Raw genomic sequence first — 20776 nt, 5'->3', positions numbered from 1 at the left:
TGGTGACGTAAAGTCAGCCGCAATGGCAATGGCCGATTGACTTCGGGCCCTAGCCCTCCTCCGGCTCCGCCAGCGAAACAGGCAGGGCTGCCGCAACCTTGGTCTGGCGCAGCACGAAGTTGGTCATCGCGTTACGCACGACGCCCAGCCGCAACACCTCTTTCATGATGAAATGCTCTAGCGCCTCGGGATCGGTCTCGGCCACCTTCAGCACGTAATCGCTCTCCCCGGTGATCGACGCACACTCGATCACCTGAGCGCTCCCGTCCACGAACGCATTGAACGTCCCGACCGACGCCTCGCTGTGATCGGTCAGCGAGATATGGACATAAGCAAACGCCTTCAGCCCCAGCTTCTTGCCGTCGAGAATGGCGGCATAGCGGCGGATATACCCCTCGTCTTCCAGCTTTCGGACCCGCCGCCAGCACGGCGACGGCGACAGCCCGACCGCCTGAGACAGATCCTGCATGCTCGCCCGCCCGTTCCGCTGAAGCTCCCGCAGGATCCGGCGCTCATAGACATCCAGCATGATCTTTCCCTCATTTCGAGCCTCAGCGCAAAAACCCACCTCAGATCTCGGCAAAACCGTCAACAACAGACAGAACCCTCCTCATTCAACATCATATCCTGTCTTCAGACCAGTCAGGGAGGATCCGATGCCAAATTCCACGAGCTACACCGCCAAGATACCGGACGAGAGCGGCCAGATACCCTATACCGACGCCGAAAATGCCGTCTGGGCCGATCTCGTCGCCCGGCAGCAGCCCAACGTCGAGAGGTTCTCGGCTCCCGAATATCTCGCCGGTCAGCGCAAGCTCGACCTGCCCCGCACCCGCATTCCGCAATGCAAAGACGTCTCCGAGCGCCTTCTCGATCTGACCGGCTGGCAGGTCGAGCCTGTCCCCGCGCTCATCGGCTTCAAGCAGTTCTTCGGCATGCTCGCGAACCGGACCTTCCCCGCCGCCTCCTTCATCCGGCGCCGCGAGGATTTCGATTATATCGAAGAGCCCGACATCTTTCACGAGATCTATGGCCACACGCCGCTTCTCACCGCCCCCCATTTCGCCGTTTTCTCGCAAAAGATCGGAGAAACCGGCCGCGCCTGCGAGAGCGCCGATTATGCCTGGCTGATCCGCCTTTACTGGTTCACCATCGAATTCGGCCTTCTCCGGTCAGGCGGTCAGATCAAGGCCCTCGGCTCCGGCCTCGCCTCATCGCCGACCGAACTGATCCATGCCGTCACCGAAGCTGGCCCGCAGCGCAAACCCTTCGACGTCATCGACATCCTGCGCACGCCCTATCGCATCGACATCCACCAGCCGATCTACTTCGTCCTCGAAGATGCCGACCAGCTCTTCGAGGCGATGGACCGCGACCTGCATGTCGACATCCGCACGGCCCGCCAGATGGGCCTGCACGCCCCGACCTATCCGCCCGAGGCAAAAGCGAGCTAATGTCTCTCAAGGGCGCGGATCGTTACCGGTCGCTCTCAAACCCGCCAGGCCACCGGTCATCGACGAAAACGAAGTCTCCCCGCGGAATCGCGATCGGCTCAAGGTCCATCCCGTCCTGCACGAGTGTGTATTCCCCCGGCGGGATCTGATGCGGGGGGCCGGCAGTGACGTGAAAGATCTGTCCCGTCGGCCCCCGCAGCTCGAACTTGGCAGACGACCACATAACGGCGACGGTCGCGAGACCGTAATCCGAGGCCGAGATCGTCCGGATATCGTTCGGCTCCGCGATGAAGGGCGGCGAGGTGAAATTGGGAAAGGCGAACCGGTAGGCGCCCGCCGGAAGCGGCTCGAATGCGGTCTCTGACAAACGCGTCAGCACGGTGCCGCTCGAGGCGTCGATTACATCAACAGACCCAAGAACACCGCTGCCTAACCGAATCTTCGACACCCCATCCGGATCCTCCTCCGGCAGAGGAAGAGAGGCGTCCAGCACAAGCATGTCCCGAAGCTGGCCAAACGTCTCGTGCAGCGCATCCATCGTCTCGACGCCATGATACGTTCCGCCCGTCGTGTTGGCGATGCAGCTCAGGCTGTCCCTCACCCTCGCGTCCACCACGACCCCCACCACATGGATGGTGACGTCGACCCCCTCGCGGCGCAGCTCGCGCGCCACAGCGCAGGGATCACCCCCGCAGGTCTCGAACCCGTCGGACACCAGAACGACCGATACCGCCTTGTCGGCCTGGCGGATCACAGCCCCGGCGCGCCGCAAGCTCGCCGCGATGGGCGTACCGCCGCCGGGCCGGATATAGGCCAGCGAATACATCATATCCGCCCGCGACATCGCCCCCGGAGCGGCGATAAGCTCCACCCCACCGCAGGCTTGGGGCCGGGGGTGACTGTAGGACATGAGCCCCGCCTCGATCTCCTCCGGCAAGCTATCGATCAACCCCGCCATGACATCGGTCGCCGCAGCGATCCGGGATACACCATCCAAAGACCGCGTCATCGACCCCGACCCGTCCAGAATGAAAAGAACCCGCCCCCCGGGCGCCTCCTCCGCCTGCGATACAGGCGCGAGAGCCATCAACGCGCCGATCAGAAATGACAAAGTCTTCATGAAAACCTCCAGGGATCCAATAATCTCAGACGAATAAAATAAGGAAAACGAACCTAAGGTAGAAGATACCGACCAATCCCCCGATCTCCAAAAGAAAACCAGTCTCATGACGCGTCGGACCCATCCATACCGATGGCGCCGATCCACCCGACTCCACCCGTTCCGCTGCTAGGTTCCAGCCAAACGCGAGCCATGCATCCACCGCCCGTTGTTAGCGCAAACACCGCATGCTAAACTTGCGCCAACCCCTCCAGTCAGGAGCAGCCTCATGCCACTCGACGACACTATTGCCCGCGTCACCGACCGGATCCGCGAACGCTCGCGCGACACCCGCACGGCCTACCTCTCCAACATGGCCCGCGCCGCCGAGGACGGCCCCCGCCGCGCGCATCTGAGCTGCGGCAACCAGGCCCATGCCTATGCCGCGATGGGCGGCGACAAGGATGCGCTCACCGGCACCGCGCCTAATATCGGCATCGTCACCGCCTACAACGACATGCTCAGCGCCCACCAACCCTTCGCCACCTATCCCGATCAGATCAAGGAGGCCGCCCGCGCGGCCGGGGCCACCGCGCAGGTTGCAGGCGGCGTGCCCGCCATGTGCGACGGCGTCACCCAAGGCCAGACCGGCATGGAGCTCTCCCTCTTCTCCCGCGACGTCATCGCGCTGGCCGCAGGCGTGGGCCTCTCGCACAACACCTTCGACGCCGCGCTCTATCTCGGGGTCTGCGACAAGATCGTCCCCGGTCTCATCATCGCCGCCGCCACCTTCGGCTACATCCCAGGCCTCTTCGTGCCCGCCGGTCCCATGACCTCCGGCCTGCCCAACGACGAAAAGGCCAAGGTCCGCCAGCAATTCGCCGCCGGAGAGATTGGCCGCGATAAGCTGATGGAGGCCGAGATGGCCTCCTATCACGGCCCCGGCACCTGCACCTTCTACGGCACCGCCAACACCAACCAGATGCTGATGGAGTTCATGGGCCTCCACCTGCCCGGCGCAAGCTTCGTCAATCCCGGCACACCTTTGCGCGACGCGCTCACCAAAGCAGCCACCGAACGCGCCGCCGAGATCACCGCCCTCGGCAACGCCTATACCCCGGTCAGCGAGGTTCTCGACGAGAAAGCCTTCGTCAACGGTCTCGTGGGCCTCATGGCGACCGGCGGCTCCACAAATCTCGTCATCCACCTGCCCGCCATGGCCCGCGCCGCCGGGATCCACATCACGCTCGAGGATTTCTCGGACATCTCCGAAGCCGTCCCGCAGATGGCCAAGGTCTATCCGAACGGTCTGGCCGACGTGAACCACTTCCACGCCGCAGGCGGGCTCGCCTACATGATCGGCAACCTCCTCAAGGCGGGCCTCCTGCACGAGGACGTCCGCACCGCCGCCGGAGACGGGCTAGAGCTCTACACCCAGGAGCCCAAGCTCGACGGCGACACGCTCACCTACGGCCCCGGCCCCACGACCAGCCAGAACGACCGCATCCTCCGCCCCGCCTCCGACCCCTTCTCGCCGCATGGCGGGCTCACCCAGCTCAAGGGCAATCTCGGCACAGGCGTCATCAAGACCTCCGCCGTCGACCCCTCGCGCCACATCATCGAGGCGCCGGCCCGCATCTTCCACGACCAGCACGACGTCAAAGCCGCCTTCCAGAACGGAGAGTTCACCTCCGACACCATCGTCGTCCTGCGCTTCCAGGGCCCGAAATCCAACGGCATGCCAGAGCTGCACGCCCTGACGCCCGTCCTTTCCGTCCTGCAGGACAGAGGGCTTAAGGTCGCCCTCGTCACCGACGGCCGCATGTCGGGCGCCTCAGGCAAGGTCCCGTCAGCCATCCACGTCTGCCCCGAAGCGGCGGCGGGCGGCCCCCTCGCCTATCTCCAGGACGGAGACATCGTCCGCCTCGACGCCACCACCGGCACGATCGAAACCCACGCCGATCTGACTGCCCGCCAGCCCGCCAAACCCGACCTCACCGGCAACGGCACCGGCGTCGGCCGCGAGCTGTTCGAAGCGTTTCGAAAGAACTGCGGCATGGCCAGCGCAGGCGCAGGGGTGGTGGTATAGGTTCGAGAGACTTGAGACCACGCCAGCTCCAGACACCTAGCGCGACTTCAGCCACCGATCGATCTGCCTGTAGCGAGGAATATGCGCCCATGGATCGTCGCGCCGCATGATCTCGTTCCATCGCCCCTTCGTCGCCGAGAAAAATGTCGCGTCCAATCCATAGATGTCCAGGATCCGCCGACGCAGCGCAGGGTCCAGTATCTCTTTCTTCTGGCCTAACGCGCGTCCGGATCGGTTCTTTTCCAGGGATGCGATCACCTCTCCAATGTCAGGCACGATGGGAGAGAGAAGAAGCTCAAGCTGACTGGACAGATCGTTCAACAGCAGGATCTTCAGATTGGCCGCGTGCATCCGCTTCTTGCGACCCAATTGCGGCGTCCAATGGCCATCTCGCGGAAGATGCCGCTCATCCGCAAGGTTCTCTTCGATAAAGGATGCCAGTGCGTAAAGGTTCGCACGATGCGCCTCAATGGTCGATGCATCGGGATCCAGATCGTAATGCGCGAGGAGAGTGTCGCGCAGACGGACGAAACTCCGATGCCGCTCGCCAATTACCTTGTCGGAGTAAAGGGAAAAAAACCGATCCACCGGATGGCGGATGACGGTGAACGCAAAATCTTCCTGCGCGACATCCTTGTCCGTAAGGCCAAGCGCCATAGCCCTCAGAAAATTCCGGTCTTCCTTGTGAATTCTGATCTGGTTTTCGTAGATCGTTCCCTGTTCGAGACGCCAAAGGACGTTCTTTACGAAAGTACAGCCAGATTTTGGAATAACGAGATATCGTATCGGGAGGTTAGAGATCGTAAAAAGATAATGGACCGCATTCAAATTCTCTGCCTTGGCAATGATCTTGGCTGCCTTTTCATTCGATCTCGACCATCTCATTTCTGAGGTCCTGTCCTTTGTCTGGCCCGCAATCCGGATGCGGGCGCCTGCTTGTCCGATGGCTTTCTGCCGCTCTCCAATACCACCCTCCGTCCTAAGCCTCCAACGCATTGCGGCGGATCCGGCCACCAGAGGATAGCCGCGAACAAGACGTCCCGCACCGCTCTCCACTGGTACAAGGCAGCCAATCCGCTGGACGGCACAGAGCCGCAGCCGCTTCAGGATCTTTTACAAGATGCAGCAAGCGCAGGATGGGTGATTTCACCCGTCACCCAAACCCACCATAAATCACAGGACCACGTGGTCCGCACACGCGCAGACAGATTTGACGTCCCGGGCTTGACCCGGGACCTCTCTTAACCCGCGCGCATCCACGAACCCTATCCGCATGACGCCTCTTCCGCTAAACCCCTCCCCGCTAAACCCCTCCCCATGCCCACCTTCCTCACCTCCGAAGACGAGCTCCTCGCCCTCTACGGCACGCCCAGACCCGCCTCCACGGTCAAGGTCGCCCGCCACCTCACCCCAGAATACCGCGCCTGGATCGAAGCCGCGCCGTTCTGCGCACTTGCCACTGTCGGGCCCAAGGGGACCGATTGCTCTCCGCGCGGCGATGACGGGGCCGTTGTGCAGATCGTGGACGACACCACGCTCGCCCTACCCGACCGGCGCGGCAATGACCGGATCGACACGCTACGCAACATTATCCGCGATCCGCGCCTGTCGCTGATGTTCCTCGTGCCCGGCTCGGCCACGGTCATCCGCGTAAACGGCACCGGCCGCATCGCTGCCGATCCCGGCACGCTCGAGCGCTTCGCCATTCACGGCAAAGCGCCCCGAAGCGTCCTCTTCATCGAGATCGGCGAGATCTATTTTCAATGCGCCCGCGCCGTCCTGCGCGCGGGCCTCTGGACCGGGCAAGAGGCGCCGGACCTTCCGACCCCCGGTGACATCCTCGCCTCGATGACCGAAGGAGAGGTCGGCGGCCCGTCCTACGACGCTGCATGGCCGGACCGCGCCAGAAAGACGATGTGGTAGACACCCCGCGCGACGCGCCCCGGCCCCCGAGCCGGGGCCTCCCCCTTCGACGCACTTCCCGGCCGCAAATCAGGCGCCAACCACCGATCCTTGCCTATGGTTCCAGCGTTGCGCAGCCTTTTGTCCGAACGCTTCGTTAACCCCGCATCATGCCGGGAATCCACCGACCAGATACCGACGCGATACCGACCAGATACCGAAGGGCCAAATCCCTTGTTTTGCGCGTGTTAACCTCTTCCATCTGTCGCTCAATCCGCTACTGCTAAACCGAAAGAGGAGGCTCTGATGACCCCAGAAAAGATGAGCGACGCTACCGAAGCCCTCTGCCGCAAAGCTCCGGTCATTCCGGTCCTGATCGTCGAAAAAGCGAGCGATGCCAAGCCCTTGGCCGAAGCGCTCATCGCCGGAGGCCTGCCCTGCCTCGAGGTAACTTTGCGCACAGAGGCCGCCCTCGAAGTCATCGCCGAGATGGCCCAGGTCGCCGGAGGCCATGTCGGCGCAGGCACCCTCCTGACTCCTCAAGACGTTGAAAACGCAAAGAAATCCGGCGCGACTTTCGGCGTCTCCCCCGGCGCCACCGACCGAATTTTGGACGCCGCAGAGGCCAATGATCTCCCTCTCCTGCCCGGCGCAGCCACGGCCACGGAGGCCATGCAACTCCTTGAAAAAGGATACAGAATCCAGAAGTTCTTTCCCGCCGAAGCCAACGGAGGCGCCCCCGCCCTCAAGGCGCTCGCCTCTCCTCTCCCGCAGATCAGCTTCTGTCCCACAGGAGGCGTCAGCCTCGCCAATGCGCCTGATTATCTGGGTCTTTCCAACACCCTCTGCGTCGGCGGAAGCTGGGTCGCTCCAACGAAGGCGTTCGAGGCAAAGGATTGGAAAACAATAGAAAACCTCGCCCGAGAGGCGGTCACTCGCCTGTCCTAGCTCGCCGTCCACCGCGCCGCCGAGGCTCGGCCATTGCCCCCAAACCATCCCGCAGGACCTGCGTCATCGGATGATCGGGCTCCACGATCCCATAGGACATCAGCAAGGTCTCGATCCGCGGCCTGACCGCCTCCCCATCCGGGACGGTCAAAACCCAGTCCAGAAAGATCGATCGGCATTCCGAAGCCGCGATCCCTTCGATCCGGTAGGCCTCACGCATCAGCCCCTTAGGATCTATATCCTTGTTGCACATGACAATTTTCCCCTGGCTGGACAAAGACCTAGGGCGCGCCTCTAGCTCCGGCAAGGGCTGCTGAAATCCGGGCCTCCGCACGATCGATCTGATCGATCAGAGCCCCCTGCAGATCGTCCATTGTCGCAAAGCCTGTCTCTCTCAGGAGAAACGCCCGTGCGCCCTCGCCCGCGGCTTCAGGCTCGAACGGACCGGCCGTCAAAAGCCGCATTCCCGTCTGGAGCGTTCGCAGAAGCCGGGCGACATCTGCAAGCTCCGTCTCATCCGCAGCCTCCAGCTGCTGAGCGATCCCGCGCTCCGGAGAACCCGCGAGCAGCGTCAGGCTTTGGGCGAAAAGTTCAATGTCCTGAAGGCGTCCCGGCCCGTCCTTCATGTTCCAAAGACCTCCGGGCTTCGCCTCGAACAGGCGCCGCCGCATGTCGTCAAGGTCCGCCAGAACGGCGTCTTTCTGGCCCATATCGACGAGCAAATCCACGCGAAATGCCTCGAACCTTTTACAGAAAACCTCGGGCCCCGCGACTGCTCTGGCGCGGGTGAGCGCTAGATGCTCCCATGTCCACGCTTCATTTCGCTGATAGCTTTGAAAGGAGTCCCAACCGGTCGCGACGGGCCCTTGTCGCCCGGACGGCCTGAGGCGCATATCCACCTCATAGAGCCGCCCCTCCGACATTGGCGCAGACAGGGCTGTGACAAGCGCCTGTGTCAGACGGGCATAGTACAGCCGCGCCGCAAGGGGCCGCCCGCCATCGGAATCCGCTCCGGCCTCGGCCTCGTAAATCACCAATAAATCAAGGTCCGACGTGGCATTCAGACGCTGCGCGCCCAAGGATCCCATCGCCACGACCAAAGCGCGTCCCCCCGGCACGGACCCATGCTTTTTGGCAAACTCTTCAGAGACAACGGGCAACAGGGACTGCAACACGGCATCTGCCAGATCCGCATAGCTGCAAGCCGCTTCATCGGCATCGATCAGCCCGCGAAGATGGTGAACCCCTACCCGAAAATGCCACTCCCGCGCCCAGCGACGTGCGGTGTCCAACTTCCGCTCGTAATCAGCCTCAGCCGCCAAAGTTTCGCTCAGCGCAGTGCGTAGACCTGCTGCTCCGGGCCATGCAACGAAGAATTCACCCCCGATCACGGCATCCAAGACACTGGAATTACGAGATAAATAGGAAGCGAGAGCCGGGGAAGTCGCGCAGATATCGACGATAAGCGAGACAAGTTGCGGGTTGGCCTCGAAGAGCGAAAACACCTGCACGCCCGCCGGAAGACCGCGCAGGAACCGATCGAACTGGTTCAAAGCTTCCTCCGGCCGCGCCGCCCGGTGAAGCTGGGTCAACAAATCAGGCTTGAGTCGACCAAAAATCTCGACCGCGCGAGGCGATCGAAGTGCAGGATAGCTCGCCCATTGCTCGACCATATCGGCACCAAAATCGGACGGCGGCCCGCCATTGGACTTCGTTGGTTCAAAGAAGTCCTCGGTCAGAGAAGAAACCGCCTCGAGCCGCTTCCCAAGCATGTCTTTAAGGTCAGGCGGATCCATATCCATGAAGGCGGCAAGACGGTCGAAGCCTTCAGGTCCTGTCGGCAGACTATGGGTCTGCGCATCACGGATCATCTGCAGCCTATGTTCAACCTCCCGATAGGCGCGATAATGACCCGCGAGCGCGGTTGCGGTCTCTGCAGGCACCCATCCCGCTTTGGCCAGGCGGTCCAGCGCCTCCACGGTTCCGCGACATCGAAGCGAAGGGTCGCGCCCGCCTGCAATCAGCTGGCGGGTTTGGGTAAAAAATTCGATCTCCCGAATACCTCCACGGCCCAGTTTCAGGTCGTATCCATCAAGCGCGCGGCCATGCAGACCCTTGTGCTTCCGGATCTTCAAACGCATGTCGTGAGCGTCTTGGATCGCTGCAAAATCTAGATGTTTGCGCCAGACAAACGGGGCAAGCGTGTCGAGAAATCCCTGCCCCGCCCTGATATCTCCCGCCGCGGGACGCGCCTTTATATACGCAGCCCTTTCCCATGTCCGACCGACACTCTCATAATAGCGCTCCGCCGCTTCCATCGAGAGGCAGACCGGCGTGACGCTGGCATCAGGCCGAAGCCTCAGATCGGTCCGGAACACATATCCATCCGCAGTTCGGTCGTTCAGAAGTGCCGCCATCTTGCGGGTGATCCGGATCAAAGCGGCACGCGCCTCCGCGTAGTCGGATGGGTCGTACTGTGTCTCATCGAAAAGGCAGATAAGATCGATATCGGAGGAATAGTTGAGCTCGCGCGCTCCCATCTTTCCCATGGCAAGCACCGATAAACCCGCCATCGGCGCTGCTCCCGGCAATCGTCCGCGTGTCCGTTCAGCATCGATCAAAGGAGAGAGCGCAGCGGTGATGGCTGCATCTGCAAGATCGGTTAGCCAGCCGGTCACCTGCTCTAGCGTCCATACTCCGCCCAGATCGGCAAGCGCGGTCATCAGGGCAACACGCCGTTTTGCCTGACGAAGACGGGGGCCAAGGTCGGGAAGCGGGCGAGCCAGATCGCCAAGTTCTGATCGGCAGGCCATCTCCGGGTGATCCAATGCGGAGCGGAACCAGGTCTCTTCCTGCCGCAGAAGATCGGCGAGGTACGGGCTACATCCTGCAGCGCCCCGAATGAGAGCTCTCAAGGCAGGGTTCTCATCGTAAAAACGGCGTTCGATATCGTTTCCCAGCGACGGATCGAAGGGGCGCGGCGATCGAAGGATCCGTGAAGCAAACCTCATAAAATCAACTGTGTGGACGCCTATTGTCCGGCGTCAATGCAATTCTCTGGCGCTCTGATGTAAAAAACTTTCACATTGTCTCTTGATCTGCTGCTGACCCATTCCCATCTTCAATAATGTGAAAAGCCTTCACATGATGTCGAAACGCCCTCTACCGACCCAAAGGAGATCTGAATGTATACCGCGTCCCCCTACCCGCAAACGACCGAGATGCGCCGGCCAAACTGGTTTGCGCGCTCGGAAGCCTGGCTCGACGAGCGCGGCAAGCCAGCTTGGATCGTCGCAATGGTCCTCGGGTTCATTTTTGTCTGGCCCATTGGTCTCGCGATCCTTGCCTATATGATCTTTGGTAAGCGCATGTTCGCAGGTGGCGGTGGCTGCGTCTCCCGTAAACTCCACAGCTCAAGAAGCTCGACGGGCAATAGCGCCTTCGATGCATACAAGGCCGATACCCTGCGCCGCCTGGAAGACGAGCAAGCCAGCTTCGAGCAATTCCTCGAACGCCTGCGGGACGCGAAGGATAAGGCAGAATTCGATCAGTTCATGGACGAGCGTGCGAGCCGCGAGGATGACGATCAGGGCGATGAGAACGATACCCCGAACGGACAGCCTGCCTGATCCTATTTATCGAAGAGCGGCCCCAATCTGGGCCGCTCATGAATACCAACCCGGAGACCAAGATGTCTGTAGCATTGACCCGCCTGCCCGATCCTATCCACGCGCCGGATTTCTACGAAAGCGTAACGGTCAAACGGGCGCTAAGCTGGATCATCGATGTAACGCTTGTTGCGATCCTCTGCGTCCTGCTTTTGCCATTCACCGCGTTTCTCGGCCTTCTTGTCTTCCCTGCGATGATGCTTGCTGTCGGAGCGCTTTATAGGTGGATCACGATCTCGGCCCGGTCTGGCACATGGGGCATGCGCCTGATGGGGATCGAGCTTAGGAATGCCGATGGAGATCGATTGAGTAGCGATCAGGCCTTCATGCATACCGCGCTCTATATCGGTGCGGTTCTTGTGGCGCCATTACAGTTGATCTCTGTTATTCTGATGCTGACGACCCCGCGCGGACAAAGCCTGTCCGACATGATTTTGGGTACGGCGATGCTCAACCGAGCGGTGTAGGCCGCGGTTCCGGCTCGCGGAATGCGACCAAAGACTTAAGGATCCTTTAAGGCTGAGGGCAAAGTCATCTTGGCCTTTGACAAACGTCACGCTAGTCTTTGAGGATCAACCTTAAGAAGTGTTATGCGCCACACCCTTCCGATCGCCCCTCAGTTCTACGTGACGGCTCCCCAGCCTTGCCCGTATCTTGACGGCCGTATGGAACGTAAGCTTTTCACTGCCCTGCAAACCGACAATGCCGAAAAGCTGAACGACACTCTGTCGCGCCAGGGATTCCGGCGCTCGCAGAATGTCCTTTATCGCCCGGCCTGTTCGGAATGCACCGCCTGCCTGTCTGCGCGAATCCGCGTCGCCGATTTCGAATCGTCGAAGAGTCAGCGCCGTATTCTCAAGCGGAATGGGGATCTTGTTCGAAAGGTCAGCTCTCCTTGGGCGACGGATGATCAATATGCGCTGTTCCGAACCTATCTCGACAGCCGCCATTCCGATGGCGGTATGGCGGATATGGATATCTACGAATTCGCGGCCATGATCGAGGAAACTCCGATCAGAAGCCGCGTGGTCGAGTATCATGAAGGTGATGTCTTGCGCGGTGTGTGCCTGACGGATGTGCTCGAAGACGGTCTTTCGATGGTCTACAGCTTCTTCGATCCAAAGCTCGAAAAGCGATCTTTGGGGACACAGTTGATCCTCGATCATGTGGATATCGCCCGAGAGGCTGATCTGCCTTATGTGTATCTTGGATACTGGGTCCCGGGCTCACCAAAGATGGGATATAAAAGTCGGTTCGGAGCGCTCGAAGTCTACCGCGGCGGAGAATGGCAGCGCCTGACCGATCCTTCGCATTTCGCGAAAGAGGCACATCCCCTCTCTGTTGATCCGATCGCCGAGCAAGTGGCTCGCATTCAATTGCCGGATAGTCGCCCTACAAGCAAATGACGCGGTCGCATCTGCATGCCGTAGCTCTTCTGGTTTCCGATTATGATGAAGGCCTCGCTTTTTGCGTTGGTGTGCTGGGCTTTGAACTGCGTCAGGACAAAACCCTAACCGCCGACAAGCGCTGGATTCTCGTCGCGCCTCCAGGGGCGGAAACAGCTCTTCTTCTGGCGCGTGCTGCCACACCGGAACAGAACAGAGCCGTGGGCCGGCAGGCCGGCGGGCGGGTTGGTTTCTTTCTGCAGACAGGAGATTTTGCAGTTGAGCATGCCCGGCTCTCGGCTGCAGGTGTCATCTTCGAAGAAGAGCCGCGACACGAACCCTACGGGACCGTCGCGGTTTTTCGCGACCCGTTCGGAAATCGCTGGGACCTGTTGCAGCTTTCCTGAACCTGACCTTCCAGGCGAGGCAAAATCTTCTAGAAGATTTTGGAGTACATATCCTTCTAGAAGGATATGAACCCAAGATTTTTCTAGAAAAATCTTTCCAGCGTCGAGCCTAATTCAACAGGTTTGGAATGATCGTGACGACACCTGGGAATAAGGCCAGCAAGGTCAGACCCGCAACCTGGATCAGAACAAAGGGAATGACGCCTGCATAGATATGACCCGTCGTCACCTCTTTGGGTGCGACCCCCCTGAGATAGAAGAGTGCAAAGCCAAAGGGCGGTGTCAGGAAGGACGTCTGCAGATTGACCGCGATCATGATCGTGACCCATTTGGGATCCATGGTTCCGCCATAGATCACCGGCCCCACGATCGGCACGACGATGTAGATGATCTCAAGAAAGTCGAGCACGAAGCCCAAGATAAAGAGCACCAGCATCACGATGAGGAAGACCGTGAATTCATTGTCAAAGCTTCTAAGGAATTGCTGGATGTAGTGCTCTCCTCCAAAGGAGATTACCACCAGATTCAGCAGTTGGGACCCGATCAGGATCGTAAAGACCATGCTCGTGACCTTGGCCGTCTCTCGCACGACCGGCGTCAGAACCCCTCCAAGCCAAAGGACGGCGCAGCTGTAAAGAATTCCGAACATTGCGAAGAGAAAGCAGCTGAAAGCCGCAAGAAAGGCGAGCCAGCTTTGAAGGTCGGCGCCCGGACGGTTCACCCGCAGATCGAAGTTCACCCCGATCAAAATCATCGTCACGATCGAAAGCGTTGTCAGAATGACAATCATTCCCGAGCGGCCCTGATCTTTCAGACGGCGATAGGCGGCCAGGAGCAGCGCACCCCCCGCGCCGAGTGCCGCCGCTGGCGTCGGATTGGTAATCCCGCCAAGGATCGAGCCCAGAACCGCGACGATCAAGACGAGCGGCGGGAAGACCACGCGCAAAAGCTCATTTCGGCCCAACAAAACCGCTGCCTTGGCACATCCATAAAGAGCAAGCGCGAGCGGGATTGCCAGAATAAGTGTCCTTACTCCGGGCCGCATTGTCGGTCCCATCAGCAAGATATCCGCAAGGATGGCCAACACGATCCCGATACCACCAATGATCAGCGGCCGTGGATTGGCCGTCGGCGCGACCCCACGCGCAACTGTCAGCCAAAGAGCAAGCAGGAGAAATCCAACAGCAAGACCGGTGCCGATGGGCGGAGCGTTGTCGATCCGCTCCTGCATCCGCTCGAGCCGTTCTTCTGGCGTGAGCTCTCTGGCTTGTTCGACCCCGCCTGCCTCGTTGATGACCGCTTGCTCGGCTAAGGCCGCGTCCCAGGCGCTTTGGCCATGCAGTTCAATCATAGCCTCCGCGCATTGAGGTGAGACATTTGTGCGTAGCGACGCAGACTGACCCGCATCCGAAAAGCTGTCGACCCGGACGGACTGACTTCCAACGATGTTAACTTGGCCTAGAACGATGACCCCGATGATCAGCGCGGCCGGGATCCCCAGAAACCAAGTCAGAGCCTCGTTTCGGGTGATGATCTCGCCATTGGCGCTTCCCATCTCGACCGCCGGGGCCTTGGATGGGTTCAGCAAAGCGTATCCAAAAGCGTAGAGGCCATAAAGCAGCGCGAGGAGAATGCCGGGCAGCAATGCCGCCTGAAAGAGCGTTCCGACGGAAACGACCGCAGGCTCGCCCAGATAGGTCAGCGCATCCGAGCAACCCACGTCCTGGGCGCGTTGTTCTTGTGCGGCCGAGTAGAGATCCCCAGCGAGCGTTCCCAGAAGAACAATCACGATCGAAGGCGGAATAATCTGTCCAAGCGTTCCGGAGGCGGCGATGACCCCGGTAGAAAGCTGTGGAGAGTATCCGTTCTTGAGCATCGTCGGCAAAGAGAGAAGGCCCATCGTAACGACGGTGGCTCCGACGATCCCGGTCGAGGCTGCAAGGAACGCACCGACCACGACGACGGAAACGGCCAAACCGCCCGGAAGCGGGCCAAATACGCGGGCCATCGTCTTGAGCAGATCGTCGGCGATCCGGGACCGCTCGAGCGTGATGCCCATCAGGACGAACATCAGGACGGCGAGAAGTGTTTCGATCGACTGACCGGCCAGCACTCGTTCGTTGATGCGGTTAACGATGAAGGACACATTGCGGTCCAGCGCCGTCTCCCAGCCCTGAATGAAAACAGGCTCTCCGATCCGCGGCAGATCGGGATATCGGAAAACCGATATCGTGTCGGGTCTCAATCCCTCAGCGACAAGGGCCCTATACTGCTCGGACGAGGTATCGATAGCCTGATGGATCAGCAGGCCCGCGCTGTCGAGCGCCGCTATAATAGCAAAGGAGATGATGGCGGAGCCACCAATGGCAAAGGCGACGGGAAAGCCGGACAGGATCCCGGCAAAGAGCGTCAAGAAGACGATAAGGAGCCCGATTTCAACTCCGTCTAGACCGAATAGCATATCGTCCGCCCCTTACTGACGCGCAAGATGTTCGGGCGCGGCCATTTCGACCTCCCCGGGTTCAAGAACGTCTCTGTCTAGATATTTACCTTCGCTCTCTTCACCCTCTTTCCACTCCAGAAAGGAGCGGAAGAAGAATGCGATGCCCTGTAGGAAGACCAGCCCCGCAAACATCACCAGAAGGACCTTGAAGAGGAAGTAGGCGTCAAACCCGTTGGGAGAGAAGCCGATTGTCTCGACATTCCAGCGTAGGGCGCGGCTTTTCATCATTAACCGATCCAACGTGTCCGATGCCGATGGGTTTGGGGTAACAAGGTGGCGCCAGAGGAAGAACCAGCCATAGAGCCAGACTAGGATGGCAACCGGCATCATGAAGACCAGCGAGCCAAACATATCGATGACCCGCTTGGCCCGGTGGCCGATGGCGGAATAGACCAGATCGACGCGCACATGGCCGCCCTGCACGAAGGTGTAGGTGCAGCACAACGTCACCACGAGCGCGTTCTCGAACTTCAGCATTTCAGCCCACCAGCTGATGTCCTTTGTGAAGGAGGTGCCGATACCGAGTGAGATCTGCGACGCCGTGAAAATCCGCTGCATGAAAACGATGAGGATCTGCTGGAGCACCATCAAAAGACCGGCCCATGCGAAGATGCGACCGATCAGGTTCGCCCCTCCTTCGAGGCCGCGCACGACGCCCCACATGAATTCATTTCGGATGAACCCGATGATCGCGACGACCAAAACGATCAGCAGCACCGCAAAGAAAAATTCGACCGAGCCGCCGAAGTAGATGAAACGCATGAGCGCTTCTTTGTCAGACCAATTGAGCCAGGCCGCCGGCTGCGCGAGTGCCGCGCCTATATTGTAGAAGGCTTCAAGAAGATTGCCGAAAAACCACTGTATCGCGCCGCTCTCTTGAAATGCATCCAGACAGCTAAGCGTGTCCTCATCGCGGGCCCGAAAAAATCCGGTGCAGGCGGTTTCGTTTTCCATGGTAAAGCCCCCGATAGAACAAGGCCGCTCCAAGCACTATGTGCATCCCTGCGGTCTTGTTTTTCGTAAGGCCCTTCCCGGAAGGAAAGGGCCTGACGTGATCGTCGTGCGGATTTTATCCGGGCAATTAGCCCAGGATACGATCCCGCTGGGTCCGGTACACGCCCTCGGAGCGCGTGATCCAGTTGGAAGAGGAGCGCATCGACTCCATCGCACTTCCATGGATCTGAGCGTAAAGCTCGTCATCCATATACTGGTTGAGCGTTTCCTCAGCCGCAGTGCCCATTGCATCCCAGACGCTGTCGGGGAATTCGAGGATCTTCACACCGCCGGACTGCAGACGCTGAAGTGCCGAACCATTGTTGGAGAGGAACTGAGCGAGGTTCCATTGGTGCGCTTCGGCGCTGGCGATCTCGATGATCTTCTGCTGCGCGGGTGTCAGCTCTTCAAAGACATCGCGGTTCGTCGCAAGCGACAGGCCTGCGCCAGGCTCATGGAAGCCTGCAGCATAGTAGAACTGGGTGATTTCCTGGAAACCGGCCTTTTCGTCAGCCCAAGGCCCGATCCATTCGGTGCCGTCGATCGCACCGGAAGCGAGCGCCTGATAGACTTCCGCACCCGGAAGGTTCTGAACAGACGCACCCATCTTGCCAAGTGCTTCGCCGCCAAGACCCGGCATCCGGAACTTCAGACCGTTGAAATCGCCCGGTCCGGTGATCTCCTGGCGGAACCAGCCGCCGGCCTGCGCACCGGTGTTGCCCGCCAGGAACGACTTCAGACCGAAGATCTGACCCAGTTCGTCGTGCAGGTCCATGCCGCCGCCGAAATGATACCAGTTGGTCAATTCCTGCGCTGTCATGCCGAAGGGCACGGCGGTAAAGAACGCGTAGCCGGGATGCTGACCGACGAAGTAGTAGTCAGCGCCATGATACATGTCCGCCTGACCGGCGGTCACGGCGTCGAAAACTTCGAATGCGCCGACGAGCTCGCCGGCGGCTTTGACGTCGATGGTCAGCTGGCCATCGGACATTTCGGTAATCGTATCAGCGACACGTTGTGCCGCGTCGAAAACGCCAGCAAGTCCGCGACCCCAGGTCGTGACCATGGTCAGTGTACGATTGCCCTGTGCATAAGCCGGTGCCGCAAGCGTTGTCGCTGCAGCTGCCGAGCCGCCCAGAGCCGACGTCTTCAAGAAAGAACGACGATCCATAGGTGGTATCCTCCCATTTTTTTAAACCTGCCCCCTCCCCCCGGGGACGGGCCAACTCGTTGCAAGTGGCGCGAGACTAGCGTCTGGGACAGGGGTGTAAATAGCGGAAAAGCGCTTCTTTTCGGCGCATTTGCCAAAGTTCTCAGCGACTTTGCGATACCGAAAGTTGCGTTAGCGGTCACAGATGATGGGCGGGGGAATGCTCTTTACATCTCGGATTGGGATGCAGGTCCCTCACCTACTCTCTTCCGCAGAAAGGAAGTTGCGGAGATTCGCAAATTTGCGACACAATCTCCCGAGGACTGTTGACCTCCCAAAAGAAGACCGGCATAGGTATGTTGCACGATGGAGAAAATGATGAAGCTCGTACTCATTCTTGTAGGAAAAAGGCGCATGGGTCGATAATCGACAACCAGACCGGTTCCCATGCGCCCCCGATACAATCGGGGGCTTTTTTTTGTCTAACGCATGTATGATGACGCGCAGAACTGACGACACACGGAGATCCTCAAGATGACACGTCAGATGACTGGAGCAAAAATGGTGGTTCAAGCGCTGAGAGATCAGGGTGTGGACACGGTATTTGGATATCCCGGCGGCGCTGTCCTTCCAATTTACGATGAGATCTTCCAGCAGAATGAAATCCGTCACATCCTCGTTCGCCACGAGCAAGGTGCGGTTCACGCTGCCGAGGGCTATGCCCGTTCGACCGGAAAGCCAGGCGTGGCCTTGGTCACTTCCGGCCCGGGTGCGACGAATGCCGTCACTGGTCTGACCGATGCGCTGATGGATTCGATCCCGATCATTGTTTTGACCGGGCAGGTTCCGACCTTCATGATCGGCTCAGACGCCTTTCAAGAGGCCGATACGGTCGGGATCACCCGTCCCTGCACCAAGCATAACTGGTTGGTGAAAGAGACGGACCGTCTGTCCGCGACCATTCACGAGGCGTTTCACGTTGCAACCCATGGTCGCCCGGGACCGGTTCTGATCGACATTCCGAAGGACGTCCAGTTCGCCACAGGCAAGTACAGTCCAGCCCACGCGGTAGAGACGCATTACGCTCCCCGGACTGACGGCGATCCCGAGGCGATCGAAGTGCTCGTCGAGCTGATCGAGACCGCAAAGAGGCCTGTCTTCTATACCGGCGGAGGGGTTATCAACTCTGGCCCCGAAGCCAGTCAATTGCTGCGCGAACTCGTCGCCGAGACGGACTTTCCCATCACGTCCACACTGATGGGGCTCGGCGCTTATCCCGCATCCGGCAAAAACTGGCTGGGCATGCTCGGGATGCATGGTCTCTACGAGGCCAATATGGCGATGCATGGTTGCGATCTGATGATCAATATCGGTGCCCGTTTCGATGACCGGATCACGGGGCGCACAGACGCATTCAGCCCGGGCTCCAAGAAGGCTCATATCGACATCGATCCCTCTTCGATCAACAAGGTCATCCATGTCGATGTCCCGATCCTCGGTGATGTTGGCACCGTTCTGAAAGAGGTTCTGCGCATCTGGCGTGAGCGTGGATCGAAGACCGCCGACACCACATTTTGGTGGGACAAGATCAAGGAATGGCGCAAGATCAATTGCCTTGCCTTTACCCAAGAAGGTCCGTCGATCAAGCCGCAATACGCTCTGGAACGGCTCGAGGCGCTGACGAAGGATCATGATCGGTACATCTGCACCGAGGTCGGCCAGCATCAGATGTGGGCCGCGCAATATCTGGGCTTCGAAGAGCCGAACCGATGGATGACCTCTGGCGGGCTCGGGACGATGGGCTATGGCCACCCCGCCTCGATCGGTGTGCAACTGGCCCATCCAGATGCACTGGTGATCAATGTCGCCGGCGAGGCCTCCTGGCTGATGAATATGCAAGAGATGGGCACGTCAGTTCAGTACCGCTTACCCGTCAAACAGTTCATCCTCAACAACGAACGCCTCGGCATGGTCCGCCAATGGCAGGAACTCCTGCATGGAGAGCGCTATTCCCAAAGCTGGTCCGAGGCCTTACCCGATTTTGTCAAGCTGGCGGAAGCCTTCGGAGCCAAGGGGATCATGGTTTCAGATCCCGCAGATCTGGACGATGCGATCATGGAGATGATCAATCACGACGGTCCGGTTCTTTTCGACTGCCTGGTCGAGAAGCACGAGAACTGTTTCCCGATGATCCCGTCAGGTAAGGCGCACAATGAGATGCTGCTCGCCAATGCGCAAACTCAGGGACAGATCACGGCCACGGGGGCAGTATTGGTCTAGCAAGGATCACCAGATGAGCGAGCCATCGACCCTCGAACGCAAAAAGATCGTGACCGTAGACTCCTGCTTCGGTCCGATCGAAGCCTATGAAGATGACCTCATCACCGAACATCTTGAGCAATTCGGGAACCACACTCGGCCCGAATTCGCTTTCGCCACAAGTGTTTTGATGCCTCACACCAAAATGTTCGATCTTGGCGCGCATATCGGCACGTTCTCGATGACCGCGATGGCAAAGTTGTCCTCCAATGCGCAGATTCTGGCGGTCGAGGGAAGCCCCGCCACCGCAGCGATCTTGGATCGCAATATCGGCCGCCTAACGCAGGACGAAAAAGGACTCCAGATCGATGGCCGTCCAAAAGTCACGGTGTTGAATGCTCTGATGGTTCCGTCCGAAGACCGGTTCTCTCTGGCCGAAAATGAAACCAATACCGGGGCCAGTAGGCTTTCCGTGCAGCAGCACGACACAGCTCCTAAAATAGAGACGCCGCAATTCGGGATCGATCAGCTTGTCGAGCGGTACTTCCGGCCCGACTACATAAAAATCGACCTGGAAGGTATCGAAGGTCTGCTTCTGGGCTCTTCCACGTATGTCTCGGGAACCAAGCCACTGATCTATATGGAGATTGCCCGGCACGTGATGGCCAGCTTCGGAACGAAGCTAACCGAACTCGATGCGTTCATGAAGAAGCTGGGATACGTCTTTTATGTCAATGATTTCGCCCGAAACGGCCCTCACGACATCTTCCGGGTTCGCCATATCAGCAGTCTCGCGACCTACAGAAAGTTCTTCGACGTCCTCTGCGTGCCGGAAAGCAGTGAGCTGAGCGGAACCTTCAGCCGCTATTTCGGGACGTGAGATAGCCGAAATGCTAAGTCCGGGCTTCAAGATGGCAAT

18 protein-coding genes are annotated in these 20776 nt (G+C 59.5%); 10 read left to right on the top strand and 8 right to left on the bottom strand.

The features are described from left to right. Positions 1-49: 49 nt before the first annotated feature. Positions 50-529: an Lrp/AsnC family transcriptional regulator gene (locus tag AAD018_RS13510; protein WP_367314618.1), complete on the bottom strand. Its 480-nt coding sequence runs from the start codon at positions 527-529 to the stop codon at positions 50-52. Between the two features lie 127 nt (positions 530-656). Between AAD018_RS13510 and AAD018_RS13505 the strand changes: the two genes are divergently transcribed. After that, positions 657-1454 carry a phenylalanine 4-monooxygenase gene (locus tag AAD018_RS13505; RefSeq protein WP_367314617.1) on the top strand — a complete coding sequence of 266 codons (798 nt, stop codon included), beginning with the start codon at positions 657-659 and terminating at the stop codon, positions 1452-1454. A gap of 22 nt (positions 1455-1476) precedes the next feature. On the opposite strand, the gene AAD018_RS13500 is transcribed toward AAD018_RS13505, so the two are convergent. Then, on the bottom strand, positions 1477-2574 hold the full coding sequence (locus AAD018_RS13500; RefSeq protein ID WP_367314616.1) for a vWA domain-containing protein: 1098 nt from the start codon (positions 2572-2574) through the stop codon (positions 1477-1479). A gap of 268 nt (positions 2575-2842) precedes the next feature. On the opposite strand from AAD018_RS13500, the gene edd reads away from it, so the two are divergent. Next, the gene (gene edd / locus AAD018_RS13495) at positions 2843-4642 is read left to right on the top strand and encodes a phosphogluconate dehydratase (protein WP_367314615.1); all 1800 of its coding nucleotides are present in this window, start codon (positions 2843-2845) and stop codon (positions 4640-4642) included. Positions 4643-4678: 36 nt separating this feature from the next. On the opposite strand, the gene AAD018_RS13490 is transcribed toward edd, so the two are convergent. Beyond that, positions 4679-5527, bottom strand: coding sequence for a sulfotransferase family 2 domain-containing protein (locus AAD018_RS13490; RefSeq protein WP_367314614.1), 849 nt, complete (start codon positions 5525-5527; stop codon positions 4679-4681). Between the two features lie 432 nt (positions 5528-5959). Between AAD018_RS13490 and AAD018_RS13485 the strand changes: the two genes are divergently transcribed. Further along, entirely contained in the window at positions 5960-6565 is a 606-nt protein-coding gene (locus AAD018_RS13485) for a pyridoxamine 5'-phosphate oxidase family protein (protein ID WP_367314613.1), read from the top strand. Between the two features lie 285 nt (positions 6566-6850). Further along, on the top strand, positions 6851-7492 hold the full coding sequence (eda, locus tag AAD018_RS13480; protein ID WP_367314612.1) for a bifunctional 4-hydroxy-2-oxoglutarate aldolase/2-dehydro-3-deoxy-phosphogluconate aldolase: 642 nt from the start codon (positions 6851-6853) through the stop codon (positions 7490-7492). Here eda and AAD018_RS13475 read toward each other — a convergent pair. Next, positions 7476-7712: a hypothetical protein gene (locus AAD018_RS13475; RefSeq protein WP_412005271.1), complete on the bottom strand. Its 237-nt coding sequence runs from the start codon at positions 7710-7712 to the stop codon at positions 7476-7478. The two genes, eda and AAD018_RS13475, sit on opposite strands and share 17 nt — an antisense overlap. A 61-nt stretch (positions 7713-7773) precedes the next feature. Beyond that, a complete protein-coding gene (locus AAD018_RS13470; RefSeq protein ID WP_367314610.1) occupies positions 7774-10503 on the bottom strand; it encodes a [protein-PII] uridylyltransferase family protein in 2730 nt (909 codons plus the stop codon). A 174-nt stretch (positions 10504-10677) separates the two neighbouring features. Here AAD018_RS13470 and AAD018_RS13465 point away from each other — a divergent pair, with 174 nt between their 5' ends. The 4 genes from AAD018_RS13465 (at position 10678) to AAD018_RS13450 (ending at position 12952) form a co-directional block, all read left to right on the top strand. Continuing rightward, the gene (locus AAD018_RS13465) at positions 10678-11121 is read left to right on the top strand and encodes a DUF2852 domain-containing protein (RefSeq protein WP_367314609.1); all 444 of its coding nucleotides are present in this window, start codon (positions 10678-10680) and stop codon (positions 11119-11121) included. A gap of 62 nt (positions 11122-11183) precedes the next feature. Further along, the gene (locus AAD018_RS13460; protein WP_367314608.1) at positions 11184-11627 is read left to right on the top strand and encodes an RDD family protein; all 444 of its coding nucleotides are present in this window, start codon (positions 11184-11186) and stop codon (positions 11625-11627) included. 123 nt (positions 11628-11750) lie between these two features. Further along, on the top strand, positions 11751-12566 hold the full coding sequence (locus AAD018_RS13455) for an arginyltransferase (RefSeq protein WP_367314607.1): 816 nt from the start codon (positions 11751-11753) through the stop codon (positions 12564-12566). Next, on the top strand, positions 12563-12952 hold the full coding sequence (locus AAD018_RS13450) for a VOC family protein (protein WP_367314606.1): 390 nt from the start codon (positions 12563-12565) through the stop codon (positions 12950-12952). Before AAD018_RS13455 ends, AAD018_RS13450 begins: the two co-directional genes overlap by 4 nt. A gap of 109 nt (positions 12953-13061) precedes the next feature. Here the strand turns inward: AAD018_RS13450 and AAD018_RS13445 are convergent, their stop codons facing one another. The 3 genes from AAD018_RS13445 to AAD018_RS13435 form a co-directional block, all read right to left on the bottom strand. After that, positions 13062-15413 (bottom strand): TRAP transporter large permease, encoded by a 2352-nt coding sequence (locus AAD018_RS13445; protein WP_367314605.1) that lies wholly within the window; start codon positions 15411-15413, stop codon positions 13062-13064. A 12-nt stretch (positions 15414-15425) separates the two neighbouring features. Beyond that, entirely contained in the window at positions 15426-16409 is a 984-nt protein-coding gene (locus AAD018_RS13440; protein WP_367314604.1) for a TRAP transporter small permease subunit, read from the bottom strand. Positions 16410-16536: 127 nt separating this feature from the next. Continuing rightward, a complete protein-coding gene (locus AAD018_RS13435) occupies positions 16537-17619 on the bottom strand; it encodes a TRAP transporter substrate-binding protein (protein ID WP_367314603.1) in 1083 nt (360 codons plus the stop codon). 513 nt (positions 17620-18132) lie between these two features. Here AAD018_RS13435 and AAD018_RS13430 point away from each other — a divergent pair. Beyond that, the gene (locus AAD018_RS13430; protein WP_367314602.1) at positions 18133-19878 is read left to right on the top strand and encodes an acetolactate synthase 3 large subunit; all 1746 of its coding nucleotides are present in this window, start codon (positions 18133-18135) and stop codon (positions 19876-19878) included. A 13-nt stretch (positions 19879-19891) separates the two neighbouring features. Continuing rightward, a complete protein-coding gene (locus tag AAD018_RS13425) occupies positions 19892-20737 on the top strand; it encodes an FkbM family methyltransferase (RefSeq protein ID WP_367314601.1) in 846 nt (281 codons plus the stop codon). The last annotated feature ends 39 nt before the right edge of the window (positions 20738-20776 follow it).

The sequence above is a fragment of the Aestuariibius insulae genome (assembly GCF_040783535.2).
Lineage (GTDB): Bacteria > Pseudomonadota > Alphaproteobacteria > Rhodobacterales > Rhodobacteraceae > Aestuariibius > Aestuariibius insulae.
This window is presented reverse-complemented; position numbering and strand designations above follow the sequence as displayed.